We start from the raw sequence: 17,462 nt of genomic DNA, 5'->3' as shown, positions 1-17,462 counted from the left end.
GTGGGACCGGCTTCAGCCGGGAAGAGGCCAGTCTGAGCGCCACACATTTTGTGGTGTGACGCCAAATGCCTTCCCGGCTAAAGCCGGTCCCACAATGCTCCACAGCCAGTCCCGCTGGCCGGGCGCGTTGTGTCAGTCAGAACTCGCAAACGTGTCAGCGCACGAACAGTCGCTGAATCAGTTTCTGGATCGCCGTTCCATACGGCGGGTAAATCAGGCGTGCGGCGTTGAACCGTTGCTTGATCAGCACGCCTTTGGCATGGCTGAACGTCAGAAACCCCTCGTGCCCGTGGTAATGGCCCATGCCCGACGCGCCGATGCCGCCGAAAGGCAAGTCGTCCTGGGCGACATGCAGCAGGGTGTCATTCAGGCAGACGCCGCCCGAATGTGTCTGCTCCAGCACGCGGTTCTGTTCATGCCGGTCGTAGCCGAAGTAGTACAGCGCCAGTGGCCTGGGACGCTGATTGATGTAGGCGAACGCTTGCTCGATCTGGTCATAGGGCACGATCGGCAGCAGCGGTCCGAAGATCTCGTCCTGCATGATCAGCATGTCGTCGCTGACATCGAGGATCAGGCTGAACGGCATTCTGCGGTCCTGCCCCTCGGCGAACAGCTGAATCACCCGGGCACCCTTGGCTTGCGCGTCGGCGAGGTAAGCGTTCAGCCGAGCGACATGCCGCGGATTGATGATCGCGGTGTAGTCCGGGTTGTCGGCCAGCGTCGGATAGAAGCGTGTGACTGCTTCTTTGTAGGATTCGACGAATTCGTCGACGCGGTCCCTGGGCACCAGCACGTAGTCGGGCGCCACGCAGGTTTGTCCGGCGTTGAGGGTTTTGCCGAAAGCGATGCGTTCGGCGGCGTCCTTGAGCGGCACGTCGCGGGACACAATGGCGGGGGATTTGCCGCCCAACTCCAGCGTCACGGGCGTGAGGTTTTCCGCCGCCGCGCGCATGACATGCCGCCCGACGCTGGTGGCACCCGTGAACAATAAATGATCAAACGGCAGCCCGGAGAAGGCCGCACCAACCTCCGCCTCGCCCAATACAACCCCGACGTGGTCCTCCGCAAACACCCGCGCCAGCAGGCTTTTTAGCAACGCGCCGGTGGCGGGCGTGGATTCGCTGAGCTTGAGCATCACGCGGTTACCCGCCGCCAATCCGCCCACCAGCGGGCCGATGGCCAGATACAGCGGGTAATTCCAAGGCACTACCACGCCAATCACGCCCAATGGCTGGTAAACGACTTTGGCGCTGGCGGGCTGGAACGCCATGCCGACGCTTCGGCGCGAAGGCCGCATCCATTTCTTCAAATGACGCTGGGCGTGCCGGATGTTGTGCAGGCAGGGCATCAGCTCGGCGAGCAACGTTTCGTCGGCGCTGCGGTGGCTGAAATCAGCGCTGATCGCGTCGATGATCGCCTGACGCTCGGTGCTGAGCAGCGTGTGCAAGCGGTCGAGCCATTGCTGACGCTCTTGCAGAGTCGGCATCGGATTGGCGGCGAACGCGCGACGCTGCGCGTCGAATACCTGCTCCTGACTGCTGCGCGGAGAAGGAGCATCGTCTGCATATGGCAGAAGCATGGATTCGACGGGCATCGCAGCGGTCCTTATTGACGTTATGCAGTGCTTTTAGAGTCATTGCTCTACGAAGTCAACGGCCCTTGCGCTTAATCACAGGCGCACGCCAGACTGTCCGGGCAAACGCTGCACTGCCGTCCCGAAATACCTGACACGGAGTCTCAATGCGCACGGACTATCTGGCGTTTTTCATTTCCCTGTTCCTCTCGCGCCTCGCCGATCAGGTTCTCCTGTTTCTGGTGCCGCTGATTGTTTTCCAGACCACCAACAGCGCGTCCCTGGCGGGGCTGGCGTTCTTCGTCGAGACGTTGCCGCGCTTCCTTGCATTCCCGATGTGCGGCGCGCTTTGCGACAAATACTCGCCCATCCGGCTGCTGCACATCAGCCAGATCTACCGCGCCTTGATCTGTCTGGTCGCGATGGGGCTGTACGGCCTGTTTGGCGGCATCGGCTGGCTGATCGGGCTGTCGGCGATCTGCGGCGTCCTGACCACCCAGGGGATCATGGCCCGGGAAGTGGTGATGCCGCATATTTTCCCTGATTACCGCTACGGCAAGACGCTGTCCTACTCTCAAATCGCCGACCAGACCGGCCTGGTGCTCGGGCCTTTGCTGGCGGCGCTGGCGCTGGAGATCTGTCCCTGGTGGGGCGTTGTCATCGGTGCAGCGCTGGTTTTCGTTGCGGCGGATCTCGCCATACGCGTCTGGCGACGCAACAGCGATGTCACGCTGGAGCGCTTCGATCAGCACGCAGGCAACTGGACGCAGCCACTGAAAATCGCCTTTGGACACATCCTCCGGTTGGCCGAACTGAAGAAGATCATTTTGCTGGCGGTCGGCGTCAACCTGATCGTCGGTGTCACGCTGGCCAGCTCGGCCGCCATGGTGATCGGCTCGTTTGGCGAGACTAAAGATTTCTACGCCGGTCTGCAGGCGGCGGGCGCGTTGTTGACCATCGCGATTCTCTTCGTCCTTGCGCGGATCAGCCTGCCGCTGAAACTGCTCGGTTCGATGTCATACATCGCCTTGCTGCTGGGGGCATTCACTACCGCCACGAGTGCGTCATCCGAGGTCTACCTTGTCGGCTTTCTGCTGATCGTCGGCTTCGACAAGATGTTCAACGTGTACATGCGCAGCATTCGTCAGCGGGTCATCCCGGCGCGCGACTTCGGCAAGACCGTAGGCGTCATCACGCTGCTGAACAATCTGTCGCAGCCGCTTGCCGGTCTGTTGGTCGGGGTGCTGACGGCGCCGATCGGGCTGCGCGGGGTCATTTTGATCAACGCGCTGGCGGCAGCCGTGCTCGGCGTGGGCGTGGCAGCGGTGGTTAGGCTCAGGGTGGCGACTGCCGTGGAGCGATGAAGTCTGCAACGGGCCCGACGCTTGCGTTAAGATCCGGCACATCCCTGTTACGTTTCGACGTTCGAGTTGAACATGGCGCCGCGCATCAAAACCGTACGCATCAACACCCGTGAACGCATCGTGCACAGCAGCCTGGAGCTGTTCAACCAGCAGGGCGAGCGCAGCGTCAGCACCAATCACATCGCTGCGCACATGGAAATGTCGCCCGGCAATCTGTACTACCACTTCCCTAACAAGCAGGCGATCATCGCTGAGTTGTTCACCGAATACGAAACGCTGGTCGACAGCTTTCTGCACCCGCCCAAGGGCCGTCTGCCAGGTGTTGAAGACAAGCGCCATTACTTGATGGCGATTCTCGACGGCATGTGGCGCTACCGTTTTCTGCACCGCGACCTCGAGCACCTGCTTGAAACCGACCCTGAGCTGGCGGTGCGTTACCGACGCTTTTCCCAACACTGCCTGATCAAGGCGATGTCCATTTACAGCGGCTTTGTCGACGCGCAGATTCTGAGCATGGACAAGGTCCAGATCGAATCGCTGACGCTCAACGCGTGGATCATCCTCACGTCATGGGTACGCTTTCTGTGCACCACGCGGGAAAACGCCGCCCATCTGAATGAGGACGCGATTCGTCGCGGGGTCTATCAGGTGCTGATGCTGGAACTGGCCTACGTCACGCCCCAGGCGCGGGAAGCGGTGAATGCGCTGTGTGCGGAGTTTTATGTGCCATTGGCCAAGGCACTGGAAGACGCTGGCTGAATCGGCCCGGTTGTCTCAATCGATTGTCATATCGCCATTTTTTACTGCCTGCAGGAGCCTGTCATGTCCATCGCGCAATTGATCAGCCCGCAACAATTGTCAGAACGCCTGACCCAGCCCGGGCTTGTGATACTGGATTGTCGTTCGTCGCTGGACGACTTGGACTACGGCCAGCGCAGCTACGCAGAGGGCCATATCGAAGGCGCTTCCTACGCTGACTTGCTCAATGATCTCAGTGGGGCCATCACCAAAGGTGTCACTGGTCGCCACCCGCTGCCGAATCCGCAGACGCTGATCGAGCGCTTGCGGTTCTGGGGTGTGAATAATCAGAGCGATATCGTGCTGTACGACGATGGGCCGGGTGCTTATGCCGCCCGAGCCTGGTGGTTGCTGGCGTGGCTGGGCAAGCGCGACGGTGTGTATGTGCTGGATGGTGGGCTTAAGGCCTGGCATGCGGCGGGTCTGCCGCTGAGTCTTGATCCACCGCACCAACTTGAGGGTTCGTTCGACGGCGTGCCGGATGAATCGATGGTGCTGACGGCCGAGCAACTGCTGGCCCGCATCGGCGATCCCGCCATGACGCTGATCGACGCGCGTGCACCTGCGCGGTTCCGGGGTGAGGTCGAGCCCATCGACCCTATTGCGGGGCACATTCCCGGCGCGCAGTGCGCGGCATTCACTGACAACCTCGGGCCGGATGGCCGCTTTCTCCCGGCAGAGCAACTGAAGCAGCGCTTCGCCGAGGCGTTACAAGGTCGTCCTGCCCATGAGCTCGTCGCCTATTGCGGTTCCGGCGTGACGGCCTGTCACAACCTGTTTGCCTTGGCCCTCGCCGGGTATCCGTTGGGGGCGCTATACGCGGGGTCTTGGAGCGAGTGGATCAATGATCCGCAGCGGGGCGTTGCGACGGGGGACTAAGGTCGCAGCCCTGCGCATCGGTGTAGGAGCGCGCTTGCCCGCGATTGCGCTGTGTCAGGTGACAGTGATGTTGTTGAACGACTCTTTCGCGGGCAAGCGCGCTCCTACAGGCCGTTTTGTCTGCTAAATCACATCTGGCCCATCGCCCAGCGCAGCAAGAAGAACACCAGCAATCCGCCGCCGATGGTCGCCAGAAGATTGCGGCTGATGGCCGCAATGCCAATCGACACGATCCCGGCCAACAAGTAGGCGTTGCCCAGCGACAGCTGCCAGTGCGCGCCGTCGGGCAGCAACATGCCGGGCACGACGATGGCGGTCAGCACGGCGGTGGGTACGTAATGCAGGCCTTGACGCACCAGCGGCGGGAAACGCAGGTTCGGCCAGGCGAACAGGCTGTAGCGCATCAAAAAAGTGATCGCGGCCATGCCCAGAATCAGCCACCAGTACGTCATGGGCGCACCTCGTTCGGGGTCACGTCGTCCTGCCTTTCTGGCTGCCGTCTTTCCAGAAACACCCCCGCCGCGATGCCACTGAAGGCTGCGGCCATGAGCCCCAGCTTGTAGGGCCACGACCAGGTCAGCAGGGCAACCGCGCCAGCGACCAACGCGGCGGCGATCTGCGGCTGGTTGCGCAGCAGGGGCACGACGATGCCGATGAAGGTTGCCAGCATCGCGAACTCCAGGCCCCAGCTGGCCATGTCGGGAAACGCCTGACCAAACAGCACGCCTACCAGTGAGCTGCTCACCCAGCAGGCATACAGCGAGCTCGCCACGCCCAGCCAGTACCAATGCGCCAGCGGCGTCCGGCCGTGGACCAAATAGTGGCGCTGGACGATGGCAAAGGTTTCGTCCGTCAGCCAGAACGCCAGCAGCAATCGCCAGCGCTGTGGCAGACCCTGAACCTGCGGCTGCAAGGTGGCGCTGTACAGCACATGGCGCAGATTGACGATGAACGTCGTCAACAGAATCACCACCGCGCCGGCCCCGGCGCCCATCAGGCTGATGACGATGAACTGCGCCGATCCTGCGTAAACGAACATCGACATGCCGACGGCCTGCCACAACGTCAACCCGCCCACGCCGGCCAGGGTGCCGAAGATAATGCCGAATGGTGCAATGCCGACCAGCATCGGCACGCTGTCGCGAAGGCCGCGGACAAAGAATTGATCACGGGACATGGTTTTTCTCCTTATGCCCCGGATGGTAAGCGGATGGCACATACGTGTCTTGAACGATCGTGCACGCGTTAGCGGTTTATCTGCGCGCCATGGACGTCCGTCAGCCACGCCGGAATCCGTTGCTCCAGGTAATACGTCGGCGTTCTGACGGTGCCGCCGACAAAACCCACATGCCCGCCTTTTTTCTGCAGGTCGAACTCGGTGCTGGACGACAGCTCAGAGGCTTCAGGCAGGCTGTGCTTGAACACGAACGGGTCGTCCAGGGATTGAATCAGCAGGGTTGGCGTGCGGATGGCGCCGAGGAAGTACCGACTGGAGGCGCGCCGGTAGTAATCATGGGCGTCCACGAATCCATTGAGCGGCGCTGTCACGCGCCCATCGAAATCCCAGAAAGTGCGCATGTCTTTCAGTGAACCCAGTGCCGCCAGTTCCGCCAGCCCATCGCTGAGGCCTTCGTGCTGGAAGCGTCTCTGCTTGTCCTTGATATAGCCGACCATCTCGCGCATGAAGTGGCGTTGATAGACTTTGGAGAAGCCCAGCCCGATCCGGTCGGCGCATTCGTCCAGACGAAACGGCACCGACACCGCCGCAGCGCCTTGCAGGTGGCTGTCGAGTCCGGTTTCGCCGAGGTGCTTGAGCAAGATGTTGCCGCCGAGGGAGTACCCGACAGCGTAAAGCGGCGCCAACGGTCGGGCCTTGCGCAGATGATCGATCACGGCGGCAAGGTCTTCGCTGGCGCCGGAGTGATAGCTGCGGGGCAACAGGTTTGGCTCCCCTGAACAGCCTCGCCAGTTGAGGGCGACACTCGCCCAGCCACGTTTTTCCATGGCGTGCTGCAGCCCGGCGACATAGGGGGAGTTGGACGAACCGGTCAAACCGTGCAGCACGAGCACGACCGGCACAGTGGCGTCGTGCGGGCCGTGCCAGTCCATGTCGAGGAAATCGCCGTCTTCCAGCCAGATGCGCTCGCGCCGGCGCTCGAGGTGAGTGGTCGGCCGCCAGAGCGGTCCCCACAGCGTCTGCAAGTGCGGGTTGCCCAGGCCGAACGCCGGGACGAACCCGGGAAGGTCAGCTCGCGACGGCACTGCGTTCCCATACCGCGTAGTGAACCTGACCGGCTTTCTTTTCGCGGTGCAGGCGCCAGTTGGCGGGCATGCCCAGTGTCGACGGCGCGGTTTCGCTTTCGGTGTAGATCCACGCGCTGTCCGCCAGCCAGTTGCGCTCTTCCAGCAGCGTGCAAGCAGGCATCAGCAAGTCCTGGTGGAACGGCGGGTCGAGGAACACCACGTCGAATTGTTCGGCCGGCTGGGTTTCCAGATGGCGTAGCGCGTCGCCAGTCGCGGTTTTGCCGACGGTGCAACGCAGCGTGCCGAGGTGTTCGCGCAGGCTGGAAATCGCCATCGAGTTGGTGTCCAGTGCCAGACCCATGCTGGCGCCGCGCGACAGGGCTTCGAGGTACAGCGCGCCACTGCCGGCGAACGGATCGAGGACGCGCGCGCCCTCGATGTACGGCGCCAGCCAGTTGAACAGGGTTTCACGCACACGATCCGGCGTCGGGCGCAGACCGGGGGCGTCAGGGAAACTCAGACGCCGACTGCGCCATTCGCCGCCGATGATCCGCAGTTGGCCGAGGCCCGTGTGGATTTTGTGCCCTTTGTGGATACGCGGCGGCTTGGAAGTCGAGGTCATCAGTGCTCCGGAACGCCGAGCGGTTGCTCGGCGGGTTTGTCAGTAGGGGGCGGCAGTGGCTTCTGCGGGACGGTCGGACCTGCAGTCACGATCACCAGCTTGTCAGCGTCCAGATGTTTGTTCATCACGGTCTTGATCTGCTCGACCGTGACGCTCTGGGACTGCGTCATGAAATCTTCAAGGTAGGTCAGCGGCAGATTATAGAAGCCGACCGCGCCCAGTTGGCCAACGATGGCCGCATTGCTGGCAGTTGCCAGAGGAAAGCTGCCGGCCAGTTCGCGCTTGGCATCGTCGAGTTCTTTCTGGGTCGGGCCATTGGCAAGGAAGTCACGGGTGATGTCCTTGACCAGCTTGAGGGTGTTTTCGCTCAGTTCGGCCCGGGTCTGCAGGCTGATCATGAACGGACCCTGTGCCTGCATCGGCGTGAAGCCTGAAGACACACCGTAGGTCAGGCCGCGTTTTTCCCGCACCTCGGTCATCAGACGGCTGCCGAAGCCGCCGCCACCGACGATCGAGTTGCCCAGTGACAGGGCCGCGTAGTCTGGATCGCCTCGGGTAATGCCCAGTTCAGCCAGCATCAGGTGCGTCTGCTTGGACGGAAACTCGATGTGGGTTTCACTCGGCTTGGGTGCGGTCGGTGCGAGGGTTTGTGCCAGCGCCGGACCTTTGGGCAGCGCGGCTGAAACCTGGGCCGCGACCGCTTCGGCTTCCGCGCGCGTCAGATCACCGGCCAGCGCAATCACCGCATTGCCAGCGGCGTAGGCCTTGGCATGAAAGGCCTTCAGCTGAGCCAAAGTCAGAGGCGCGATGCTTTTGGCCGTGCCCATGCTCGGGTGCGCGTAAGGATGATCGCCGTACAACCGCTTGAACAGCTCATCGCCTGCAAGCTTGCCCGGGTTCTGCTTTTGATATTCGAAGCTCGCCAGCAGCTGATTTTTGATCCGTGCCAGCGAGTCCGCCGGGAACGTCGGTTTGCCTACCACTTCGGCAAACAGTTTCAACGCGGGCTCGCGTTTGTCGGCGGCGCTCAGGCTGCGCAGTGAGGCAATCGCCATGTCGCGATAGGAGCCGTTGCCGAAATCAGCGCCCAGCCCTTCGAAGCCTTCGGCGATAGCGCTGACGTTCTTGCCTTTGACGCCCTCGTTGAGCATCGCGTTGGTGACCAGCGCGATGCCAGGGGTAGCGCCATCCTGGCTGCTGCCGGCCGCGAACAGCAGGCGCATGTCGAACATCGGCAGCTCATGGGCTTCAACAAAGAGCACGCGAGCGCCTTCGGCGGTATTCCACGACTGGATGTTCAGCGAGCGACGAGCCGGCGCTTTACTGTCCAGCTCCTTCAGGGATTCCAACGTACTGGCCGCCTTGTCGATGGCTTTCGGGGCTTCGGCGGCGGTCTCTGCCATCGCCGATGCCGCACCCAACAGACCAAACGTCACGGCGAGTGCGAATGAGCAGGCCCGCGTTCGCGCAAAGCGGGATTCGTTGCGCTGGCTCATTGGGTTTTCTCCTCAGGCAAAACATGCGCAACGGCGAGGCGCTCGCGGGTGAAGTAAGTGCGTGCAGCTTTCTGGATGTCTTCCGGCGTCACGCTTTGCAGCGCTGCCAGTTCCTGATCGATGAGCTTCCAGGACAGGCCCACTGTTTCCAGTTCGCCGATGGTACTGGCCTGACTGGTAATGGAATCGCGCTCATACACCAATCCGGCGATCACCTGGGCCCGGACCCGTTCCAGCTCTTCCTTGGCGGGTGGCTTGGTTTTCAGCTCGTCGAGCAGGCGCCAGATGCCGGCTTCAGCGTCGGCGAGGGTTTTCTTCTTCTGCTGATTGGGCGTGGCGCTGATGGTGAACAGGCTGTCGCCACGGGTGTAGGCGTCGTAGTCGGATGAGGCTCCGGTGACCAGCTCTTCGCCGCGCTCCAGACGCGTTGGGATGCGCGCGCTGTAACCGCCGTCCAGCAGGGCCGAAATCAGGCGCAGCGCGTTGACCGACTGTGGATCCGTGGCGGTGGCCAGGCTCGGCACGTTGAAGCCATACATCAGGCTCGGCATCTGCGTGGCGACATGCACGGTGATCTGGCGCAGGCCAGGCTCGGGCAGCTCCAGCGGCTTTTTCGACGGCGGTACATCGCGGCGCGGCACCGGACCGAAGAAGCGCTCAGCCAAGGCTTTCACTTCATCGGGCTTCACGTCACCGACCACCACCAGCGTGGCGTTGTTGGGTACGTACCAGGATTCATACCAGTGGCGCAGCTCCTCGACCTTCATACGATCAAGGTCGGCCATCCAGCCGATGGTCGGCGTGTGGTAGCCGCTGGCGGGGTAGGCGATGGCCTTGAAGCGCTCATAGGCCTTGGCATTCGGCTTGTCATCGGTGCGCAGGCGGCGCTCTTCCTTGATGACTTCTATTTCCCGGGCGAACTCTTCCGGTGGCAGGCGCAGAGTGGCCATGCGGTCGGCTTCCAGTTCGAAGGCCACCGCCAGTCGATCACGGGCCAGCACCTGGTAATAAGCGGTGTAGTCGTCGCTGGTGAAGGCGTTCTCTTCGGCGCCCAGATCGCGCAGGATCAGCGATGCTTCGCCGGGACCCGCCTTCGAGCTGCCCTTGAACATCATGTGTTCCAGCGCATGGGACAGGCCCGTCTGACCAGGCGTCTCGTAGCTGGAGCCGACCTTGTACCAGACCTGCGAAACCACGACCGGTGCGCGGTGATCTTCACGCACGACGACCTTGAGGCCGTTGTCCAGCGTGAATTCGGTGGTGGGTTGTGGGTCGGCAGCCAATGCGGCGAAGGGCAAACAGATTGTGCTGAGCAGCAGGCCTGCGGCACAGCGGGCAAGAGCATTCATTCGTGATTTGAACCTTGGAGACGGCCTGCTTAGCGTCAGCGGGCGCGGGGGTGTTAGGATAGCGGCCAGTTTGCTCGGCGACTACGGCTGTGACGTAGGACTCTTCGTCCAATGCCGGAAGGCGATGCGCAAACGGTGTAAACGGAAGGGCTCTGGCTGAACAAGCGAGCTCTATTACAGTCTGTTTCGCATACAGAATTTTTCAGAGGCGCCGCTCTGGCGCGTCGTTACCGTGAGATAGCCGTCCTCCATGTTTGGTTCCAACGACGACAAGAAGACCCCAGCCCCGGCTGGCGAGAAGAAAGGCCTGTTCGGATGGCTGCGCAAAAAGCCGCAGGAAGTCACTCCCGAGCCGCCTCAGAATTCCCCCGCACCAGCGCCAGAGTCCGTGCCCGATCAGGCCCCGGCTGTTGCTGAGCAGCACAACGCCCCTGTCATCCCTGCCGAGCGCCCGACGCAACCCGCGCCGCAGCCCTTGCCACAAACAGCTACGACTGAAGCGCTTTCGGCCCCTGTCGAAGCGCCTTGGCTTCACCTGCCTGTCGCTGAAGAGCCAGTCGCTTTCACCGATGAGCGCGAGCCTCACGTTACACCGTCCATTCCGGCTCACACCGAGTCCAACGTGGAATCCGCAGCCGCTCCCCTGGCTGAAGTGCCCGCTCAACCGGCAGTCATCGACACAACGTCGTTCGAAGTGGCATCTATCGAGCCTACCCTGGTCGCGCTGCCTGATCCGGTTTCCGGCAATGATCTCCCGTCGTTGACGCCGCCTTTGACGATGGCGCCGATGGTTCCAGCCGCGCCTGCCGTGCCTGTTGTCGAAACGCATGTGCCACCTGTTCCGTTCGAAGGATCCACCGAACCCAAGCAGCCGGGCTTCTTCGCGCGTCTGAAGCAGGGTCTGTCGAAAACCAGCGCCAGCCTGGGCGAAGGGATGGCCAGCCTGTTCCTCGGCAAGAAAGCCATCGACGACGACATGCTCGACGAGCTGGAAACCCGGCTATTGACCGCAGACGTCGGTGTGGAAGCAACGTCGGCGATCGTGCGCAACTTGACGCAGAAGGTGGCGCGCAAGCAGCTCACCGACAGCGACGCGTTGTACAAGTCGTTGCAAAACGAACTGACCGACATGCTCAAGCCAGTGGAAGCTCCGCTGGTCATCACATCGCAGCACAAGCCATTCGTGATCCTGGTCGTGGGCGTAAATGGCGCGGGTAAAACCACCACCATCGGCAAGCTTGCCAAAAAGCTTCAGCTGGAAGGCAAGAAGGTCATGCTGGCGGCAGGCGACACTTTCCGCGCCGCAGCCGTTGAGCAGCTGCAGGTCTGGGGCGAGCGCAACAAGATTCCGGTCATCGCCCAGCACACTGGCGCTGATTCGGCTTCGGTGATTTTCGATGCCGTTCAGGCGGCAAAAGCGCGCGGCGTCGACGTGCTCATCGCCGACACGGCGGGCCGTTTGCACACCAAAGACAACTTGATGGAAGAGCTGAAAAAGGTTCGTCGCGTGATCGGCAAGCTCGACGCCGACGCGCCCCACGAGGTCCTTCTGGTACTGGACGCCGGCACGGGCCAGAACGCGATCAATCAGGCCAAACAGTTCAACCAGACCGTCCAGCTGACCGGCCTTGCGCTGACCAAGCTCGACGGCACGGCAAAAGGCGGCGTGATCTTTGCGCTGGCCAAGCAATTCGGCCTGCCGATTCGCTACATCGGCGTCGGTGAAGGTATCGACGATCTGCGAACCTTCGAAGCCGAGCCGTTCGTCCAAGCCCTATTCGCCGAGCGGGAGCGCCCATGATTCGTTTCGAACAGGTCGGTAAACGCTATCCGAACGGACACGTCGGCTTGCATGAGCTGAGCTTTCGAGTACGTCGTGGCGAATTTCTGTTTGTGACCGGTCACTCCGGTGCAGGCAAGAGCACCTTGCTGCGCCTGCTGCTGGCAATGGAGCGTCCGACCACCGGCAAGCTTTTGCTGGCGGGTCAGGACCTGGGTCAGATCAGCACTGCGCAGATTCCTTTTCTGCGTCGGCAGATCGGCGTCGTGTTCCAGAACCACCAGCTGCTGTTCGATCGCACGGTATTTAATAACGTTGCGCTGCCACTGCAGATCCTCGGCCTGTCCAAGACCGAAGTGGTCAAGCGCGTCGACTCGGCCCTTGAGCGCGTTGCGTTGTCGGACAAAGCCGAGCTGTACCCGGGCGACTTGTCCACCGGTCAGCAACAGCGCGTCGGCATTGCCCGCGCCATCGTTCACCGCCCGGCCCTGCTGCTGGCGGACGAACCCACCGGTAACCTCGACCCGCGTCTGGCGGCCGAAATCATGGGCGTGTTCGAAGACATCAACCGACTGGGCACCAGCGTGCTGATTGCGAGCCACGACCTGGCACTGATCGCGCGCATGCGTCATCGCATGCTGACGTTGCAGCGTGGCCGATTGATCGGCGACGGGGAGGCTGGGGTATGAGTGCCACCCGCAGCTCCAAGGTGTCCGAGCGCGTCGCGGCCAAGGCTTCAGATCCGGCGCCGCAAAAGAAAAAACACGATGACGACGATGGCCCGAGTTTCGGCGCGCTGTTCAGCGCCTGGATCGAGGCCCACCGTTCAAGCCTGCTGGACAGCCTGCGCCGTCTCGGTAAACAGCCCATCGGCAGCTTTTTCACCTGTCTGGTGATGGCGATTGCCTTGAGCTTACCGATGGGGTTGTCCTTGTTGCTCAGTAATGTCGAGCGCCTTGGCGGTTCCTGGCAGCGTGCGGCGCAGGTATCCCTGTACCTGCAGCTAGATGCATCGCCGAGCGAAGGCGAAGGCCTGGTCCGTCAGATCAAGGAAATGGGCGGCGTCGCTGACGCCGAGTACATCAGCCGCGATGAGGCGCTGAACGAGTTCCAGAAACAGTCCGGTCTGGGCGAGGCGTTGAAGGAATTGCCTGAAAACCCGCTGCCCGGTGTTGTGCTGGTCACGCCACTGGAGGTTGACAAAGCCGCGCTGGAAGCATTACGTACGCGTCTGGCCGAGTTGCCTAAAGTGCAGCAGGCCCAACTTGACCTGGTCTGGGTCGAGCGGCTGGCAGCGATCCTCAAGCTGGGCGATCGGTTCGTGTTCGGCCTGACGGTGTTGCTGGTCGCGGCGCTGCTGCTGGTCATCGGCAACACCATTCGTCTGCACATCGAGAACCGTCGCACGGAAATCGAGGTCATCAAGTTGGTAGGCGGCACCGACAGCTACGTGCGTCGGCCCTTCCTTTATATGGGTGCGTTGTACGGGCTGGGTGCCGGTGTTCTGTCCTGGGGCGTACTGGCATTCGGACTGGACTGGCTGAATGATGCGGTGGTCAAGCTGGCCGGGTTGTACGGCAGTGATTTTGCCCTCGCCGGCGTGCCAGTGTCCGACGGCGTGTCGCTCTTGCTTGGAGCGGTGCTGTTGGGGTATATCGGTGCCTGGATTGCAGTGGCACGCCATCTGAGAGAGTTGGCACCTCGTTAGTGATGTGAGTGTTGTGTGGTGTTGTGTGGTGTTGTGAGTAAATTTTGTTTCATCTATTGACTTTTCAGCTAAGGGAACTTGTCTAGCGGTTCCCGGTCAATTTCGCAGTGCTGAACTGCACGAGTTATGTGTCGGAGGTTTTTCGTATGACCACTTCTTTGCAACCTGCTTATGCCTTGGTCCCAGGTGCAAACCTGGAAGCCTATGTGCACACGGTAAACAGCATTCCACTGCTGACCCCCGAGCAGGAGCGCGAACTGGCCGAGAGTCTCTATTACGAGCAGGATTTAGGGGCGGCTCGGCAGATGGTGCTCGCCCACCTGCGATTTGTTGTGCATATCGCACGCAGCTATTCCGGTTATGGCTTGGCTCAGGCTGACCTGATTCAGGAAGGTAACGTTGGCCTGATGAAGGCCGTCAAGCGCTTCAACCCAGAGATGGGTGTTCGTCTGGTGTCCTTTGCAGTGCACTGGATCAAGGCCGAGATTCACGAGTTCATCCTGCGCAACTGGCGCATCGTGAAAGTCGCGACCACAAAGGCTCAGCGCAAATTGTTCTTCAATCTGCGCAGCCAGAAGAAGCGTCTGGCCTGGCTGAATAATGAAGAAGTGCATCGCGTGGCGGAAAGCCTGGGCGTTGAGCCCCGCGAAGTGCGGGAGATGGAAAGCCGTCTGACCGGCCACGACATGGCCTTCGATCCGGCTGCAGAAGCCGATGACGACAGCGCCTTCCAGTCGCCGGCCAATTACCTGGAAGACCATCGTTACGATCCGGCGCGTCAGCTGGAAGATTCCGACTGGACTGACAGCTCGACGGCCAACCTGCACGAAGCGCTGAACGTGCTCGACGACCGTAGCCGCGACATTCTGTATCAGCGTTGGCTGGCAGAAGAAAAAGCGACGCTGCACGACTTGGCCGAGAAGTACAACGTCTCTGCCGAGCGTATTCGTCAGCTCGAAAAGAGCGCGATGAACAAGCTGAAGCTGTCGATCGCGGCCTGATTCCTGCGCTGCAACGCAAAACGCCGCGAGATGATCGGGGCGTTTTTGTTTGTGGGGTGTATTGCGCCTGATGCGGAAACTACTACAGCGTGAACGCGAATCTGACCCTGCCCATCCCGAAAGGTGGACGCGGTTTCTGAGTAGGACCGGCTTCAGCCGGGAAGAGGCCGGGTTGAGCACCATTAGGATTGCGGCGCGACGCGTAACGCTTTCCCGGCTAAAGCCAGTCCTACGAAAGCTATAAAGCCAGACTTGAGCTCACCACTTTCGACTGTGATTCAATCCCATCAAATACTCATCCCCACCCAACTGGCGCATCTGCTGGCGGATCCAGCCTGCCCGCTGTGAGACGTAGCTGCTCGGGTGACTAGCGCTCCACTCCCGTGGGTTGGGCAGGACGGCGGCCAGGTAGCTGGCCTGTTGCGTGGAAAGCTGGCTGGCATTCACATGGAAGTGATGCTGCGCAGCGGCCTGGGCGCCGAAGACGCCGTCGTCCCATTCCACGCTGTTCAGGTACACCTCAAGAATGCGCTGCTTGGACCAGAACACTTCGATCAGCCCGGTAAACCAGACCTCCAGGCCTTTGCGAAAGTAGCTGCGACCGGACCACAGAAACAGGTTCTTGGACACCTGCTGGCTCAGTGTACTGGCCCCGCGTAGCGAACCGCCGCGTTCGTTATGAACCAGTGCAGCCTGAATGGCGTCGATATCGAAACCCCAGTGCTCGGCGAACTTCTGGTCCTCGCCCGCGATAACAGCGATTTTCAGGTCATCGGAGATGTTGTCCCATGACTCCCAGTCGCGCTGCAGGTCGATGGGCTGACCGTCGAACCAGGATTCGATCTTGCGTTCGACCATCAACGCGGTAAACGGAGGAGGGATCCAGCGAAAAATCAGTACCAGCACGACACTTGCCGCTGCGAACCAGAGCAGGCCTTTGGCGACACGACGGAGAAGTAATTGCAGCATAGAGATGGCTTGGCCGAACCGGTTGAGCGGGCCATTATACAGACCACGCGTCATTGAACTTGCCTGGAGTTGTACATGTTACGAACCTTTCTGATGCTGGCCTCCTTCTTCGGATTTACCGGCGTCGCCCTTGGCGCTTTCGCGGCCCATGGTTTGAAAAACCGCCTGACGCCCGAGTACTTGGCGGTCTTCCACACCGGCGTGCTCTACCAGCTGATTCATGCGCTGGCGATTTTTGGCGTGGCACTGCTGGCGATGCAGATCCAGGGCCGGCTCGTCACCTACGCAGGGATCTCCTTCACGCTGGGCATCATCCTGTTTTCCGGCAGCCTCTATCTGATGACGCTCACAGGCGCGACCAAGCTGGGCATCATCACCCCATTCGGTGGCCTGTTTTTTCTGATCGGCTGGGGGATTCTCGGCTGGACGGCATGGCGCCTGGGCCTGGACACGCTCTGACCCCGCCTGGAGCGCGCGTTTACCGCAACGCGCCGCAAGCGACCGGCCACGCCTGAGACGAATGGCGTGGCTTTGCCTTGGTCATACCGGCCGATCGGGCTAGAATGCTCGCCCCCTAAAATGATGGCTGCCCCTCGCATGCGCATTCAGTTGAACGGTGAATCCTTTGAGCTGCCCGACGGCGAGACCGTCGCGGGATTGCTGACACGTCTGGATCTGACCGGGCGCCGAGTCGCCGTCGAGCTCAATCTGGACATCGTCCAGCGCAGCCAGCATGTCGCCACGACGCTGACCGAAGGCGATCAGGTCGAAGTGGTGCACGCCATTGGTGGCGGCTAGCCTTCGACGTGCCGCTGGCCTGATCCGCAAGCACTGCAAGAACCTCAACCGTAAAGAGGATTTCAGATGAGCAACGTTCGCAGCGACAAGCCGTTCACCGTGGCCGGTCGTACTTTTCAGTCGCGCCTGCTGGTCGGCACTGGCAAGTACACGGACATGGAACAGACCCGACTGGCCATCGAAGCCTCGGGCGCCGAGATCGTCACCGTTGCAGTGCGCCGGACCAACCTGGGGCAGAACCCGGGCGAACCGAACCTGCTCGACGTGCTGCCGCCGGACCGCTATACCATCCTGCCGAACACTGCCGGTTGCTACGACGCCATCGAAGCCGTGCGCACCTGCCGCCTGGCTCGCGAGCTGCTCGATGGCCACAATCTGGTCAAGCTGGAAGTCCTCGCTGACCAGAAAACCCTGTTCCCCAACGTCATCGAAACCCTGAAGGCGGCCGAAACGCTGGTCCGGGACGGCTTCGATGTCATGGTCTACACCAGCGATGACCCGATCATTGCCCGCCAGCTCGCCGAAATCGGTTGCTGCGCGGTGATGCCACTCGCGGGCCTGATCGGCACCGGCCTGGGGATCTGCAACCCGTACAACCTGCAGATCATCCTCGAAGAATCGAAAGTCCCGGTGCTGGTGGATGCCGGTGTCGGCACTGCGTCCGACGCCACCATCGCCATGGAACTGGGTTGCGAAGCGGTGCTGATGAACTCGGCCATCGCTCACGCCCAGCACCCGGTGCTGATGGCCGAAGCCATGAAACACGCCATTCTGGCTGGCCGCATGGCCTACCTGGCCGGTCGTATGCCCAAGAAACTCTATGCCAGCGCGTCTTCGCCGCTGGATGGTCTGATCAAGTAAGAGCCTGTTGATGATTGATT

Annotated in this window: 18 protein-coding genes; 10 read left to right on the top strand and 8 right to left on the bottom strand. The window is 61.4% G+C overall.

The window, feature by feature from the left end:
- Positions 1-154: 154 nt before the first annotated feature.
- Positions 155-1,579, bottom strand: coding sequence for a coniferyl aldehyde dehydrogenase (locus tag L4G42_RS06965; RefSeq protein ID WP_237254522.1), 1,425 nt, complete (start codon positions 1,577-1,579; stop codon positions 155-157).
- A 161-nt stretch (positions 1,580-1,740) separates the two neighbouring features.
- On the opposite strand from L4G42_RS06965, the gene L4G42_RS06960 reads away from it, so the two are divergent.
- The 3 genes from L4G42_RS06960 (at position 1,741) to L4G42_RS06950 (ending at position 4,614) form a co-directional block, all read left to right on the top strand.
- Positions 1,741-2,937, top strand: coding sequence for an MFS transporter (locus tag L4G42_RS06960; protein ID WP_237254494.1), 1,197 nt, complete (start codon positions 1,741-1,743; stop codon positions 2,935-2,937).
- Between the two features lie 72 nt (positions 2,938-3,009).
- Positions 3,010-3,696 carry a TetR/AcrR family transcriptional regulator gene (locus tag L4G42_RS06955; RefSeq protein ID WP_065991100.1) on the top strand — a complete coding sequence of 229 codons (687 nt, stop codon included), beginning with the start codon at positions 3,010-3,012 and terminating at the stop codon, positions 3,694-3,696.
- 63 nt (positions 3,697-3,759) lie between these two features.
- Complete coding sequence (locus L4G42_RS06950; protein ID WP_237254495.1) at positions 3,760-4,614, top strand: sulfurtransferase; 855 nt, start codon at positions 3,760-3,762, stop codon at positions 4,612-4,614.
- A gap of 128 nt (positions 4,615-4,742) precedes the next feature.
- Here the strand turns inward: L4G42_RS06950 and L4G42_RS06945 are convergent, their stop codons facing one another.
- From L4G42_RS06945 to L4G42_RS06920, 6 genes are all read right to left on the bottom strand, one after another.
- The gene (locus L4G42_RS06945) at positions 4,743-5,066 is read right to left on the bottom strand and encodes an AzlD domain-containing protein (RefSeq protein WP_237254496.1); all 324 of its coding nucleotides are present in this window, start codon (positions 5,064-5,066) and stop codon (positions 4,743-4,745) included.
- On the bottom strand, positions 5,063-5,791 hold the full coding sequence (locus L4G42_RS06940; RefSeq protein WP_237254497.1) for an AzlC family ABC transporter permease: 729 nt from the start codon (positions 5,789-5,791) through the stop codon (positions 5,063-5,065). The genes L4G42_RS06945 and L4G42_RS06940 overlap by 4 nt, the downstream gene beginning before the upstream one ends.
- A gap of 68 nt (positions 5,792-5,859) precedes the next feature.
- On the bottom strand, positions 5,860-6,876 hold the full coding sequence (locus tag L4G42_RS06935; protein ID WP_237254498.1) for a hydrolase: 1,017 nt from the start codon (positions 6,874-6,876) through the stop codon (positions 5,860-5,862).
- Entirely contained in the window at positions 6,860-7,480 is a 621-nt protein-coding gene (rsmD, locus tag L4G42_RS06930) for a 16S rRNA (guanine(966)-N(2))-methyltransferase RsmD (protein ID WP_065991110.1), read from the bottom strand. The genes L4G42_RS06935 and rsmD overlap by 17 nt, the downstream gene beginning before the upstream one ends.
- Positions 7,480-8,976, bottom strand: a complete 1,497-nt coding sequence (locus tag L4G42_RS06925; protein WP_237254499.1) for a M16 family metallopeptidase — start codon at positions 8,974-8,976, stop codon at positions 7,480-7,482. Before L4G42_RS06925 ends, rsmD begins: the two co-directional genes overlap by 1 nt.
- A complete protein-coding gene (locus L4G42_RS06920; protein WP_237254500.1) occupies positions 8,973-10,325 on the bottom strand; it encodes a M16 family metallopeptidase in 1,353 nt (450 codons plus the stop codon). The genes L4G42_RS06925 and L4G42_RS06920 overlap by 4 nt, the downstream gene beginning before the upstream one ends.
- Before the next feature lie 250 nt (positions 10,326-10,575).
- On the opposite strand from L4G42_RS06920, the gene ftsY reads away from it, so the two are divergent.
- From ftsY to rpoH, 4 genes are all read left to right on the top strand, one after another.
- Positions 10,576-12,126: a signal recognition particle-docking protein FtsY gene (gene ftsY, locus L4G42_RS06915; protein ID WP_237254501.1), complete on the top strand. Its 1,551-nt coding sequence runs from the start codon at positions 10,576-10,578 to the stop codon at positions 12,124-12,126.
- Complete coding sequence (ftsE, locus tag L4G42_RS06910; RefSeq protein ID WP_037018829.1) at positions 12,123-12,794, top strand: cell division ATP-binding protein FtsE; 672 nt, start codon at positions 12,123-12,125, stop codon at positions 12,792-12,794. Before ftsY ends, ftsE begins: the two co-directional genes overlap by 4 nt.
- Positions 12,791-13,813: a permease-like cell division protein FtsX gene (gene ftsX / locus L4G42_RS06905; RefSeq protein ID WP_237254502.1), complete on the top strand. Its 1,023-nt coding sequence runs from the start codon at positions 12,791-12,793 to the stop codon at positions 13,811-13,813. The genes ftsE and ftsX overlap by 4 nt, the downstream gene beginning before the upstream one ends.
- Positions 13,814-13,959: 146 nt before the next feature.
- Positions 13,960-14,814 (top strand): RNA polymerase sigma factor RpoH, encoded by an 855-nt coding sequence (gene rpoH, locus L4G42_RS06900; RefSeq protein ID WP_037018833.1) that lies wholly within the window; start codon positions 13,960-13,962, stop codon positions 14,812-14,814.
- 258 nt (positions 14,815-15,072) lie between these two features.
- On the opposite strand, the gene mtgA is transcribed toward rpoH, so the two are convergent.
- Entirely contained in the window at positions 15,073-15,783 is a 711-nt protein-coding gene (mtgA, locus tag L4G42_RS06895) for a monofunctional biosynthetic peptidoglycan transglycosylase (RefSeq protein ID WP_237254523.1), read from the bottom strand.
- A gap of 75 nt (positions 15,784-15,858) precedes the next feature.
- On the opposite strand from mtgA, the gene L4G42_RS06890 reads away from it, so the two are divergent.
- From L4G42_RS06890 to L4G42_RS06880, 3 genes are all read left to right on the top strand, one after another.
- The gene (locus L4G42_RS06890; protein ID WP_237254503.1) at positions 15,859-16,242 is read left to right on the top strand and encodes a DUF423 domain-containing protein; all 384 of its coding nucleotides are present in this window, start codon (positions 15,859-15,861) and stop codon (positions 16,240-16,242) included.
- Positions 16,243-16,380: 138 nt separating this feature from the next.
- The gene (thiS, locus tag L4G42_RS06885; RefSeq protein ID WP_237254504.1) at positions 16,381-16,581 is read left to right on the top strand and encodes a sulfur carrier protein ThiS; all 201 of its coding nucleotides are present in this window, start codon (positions 16,381-16,383) and stop codon (positions 16,579-16,581) included.
- 66 nt (positions 16,582-16,647) lie between these two features.
- Positions 16,648-17,442: a thiazole synthase gene (locus L4G42_RS06880; RefSeq protein WP_074892362.1), complete on the top strand. Its 795-nt coding sequence runs from the start codon at positions 16,648-16,650 to the stop codon at positions 17,440-17,442.
- Positions 17,443-17,462: the final 20 nt, after the last annotated feature.

The sequence above is a fragment of the Pseudomonas petrae genome, assembly GCF_021728295.1.
GTDB classification, from domain to species: Bacteria; Pseudomonadota; Gammaproteobacteria; order Pseudomonadales; family Pseudomonadaceae; genus Aquipseudomonas; species Aquipseudomonas petrae.
The sequence above is the reverse complement of the archived record's forward strand: the minus strand, read 5'-3'. Positions and strand labels throughout refer to the sequence as shown.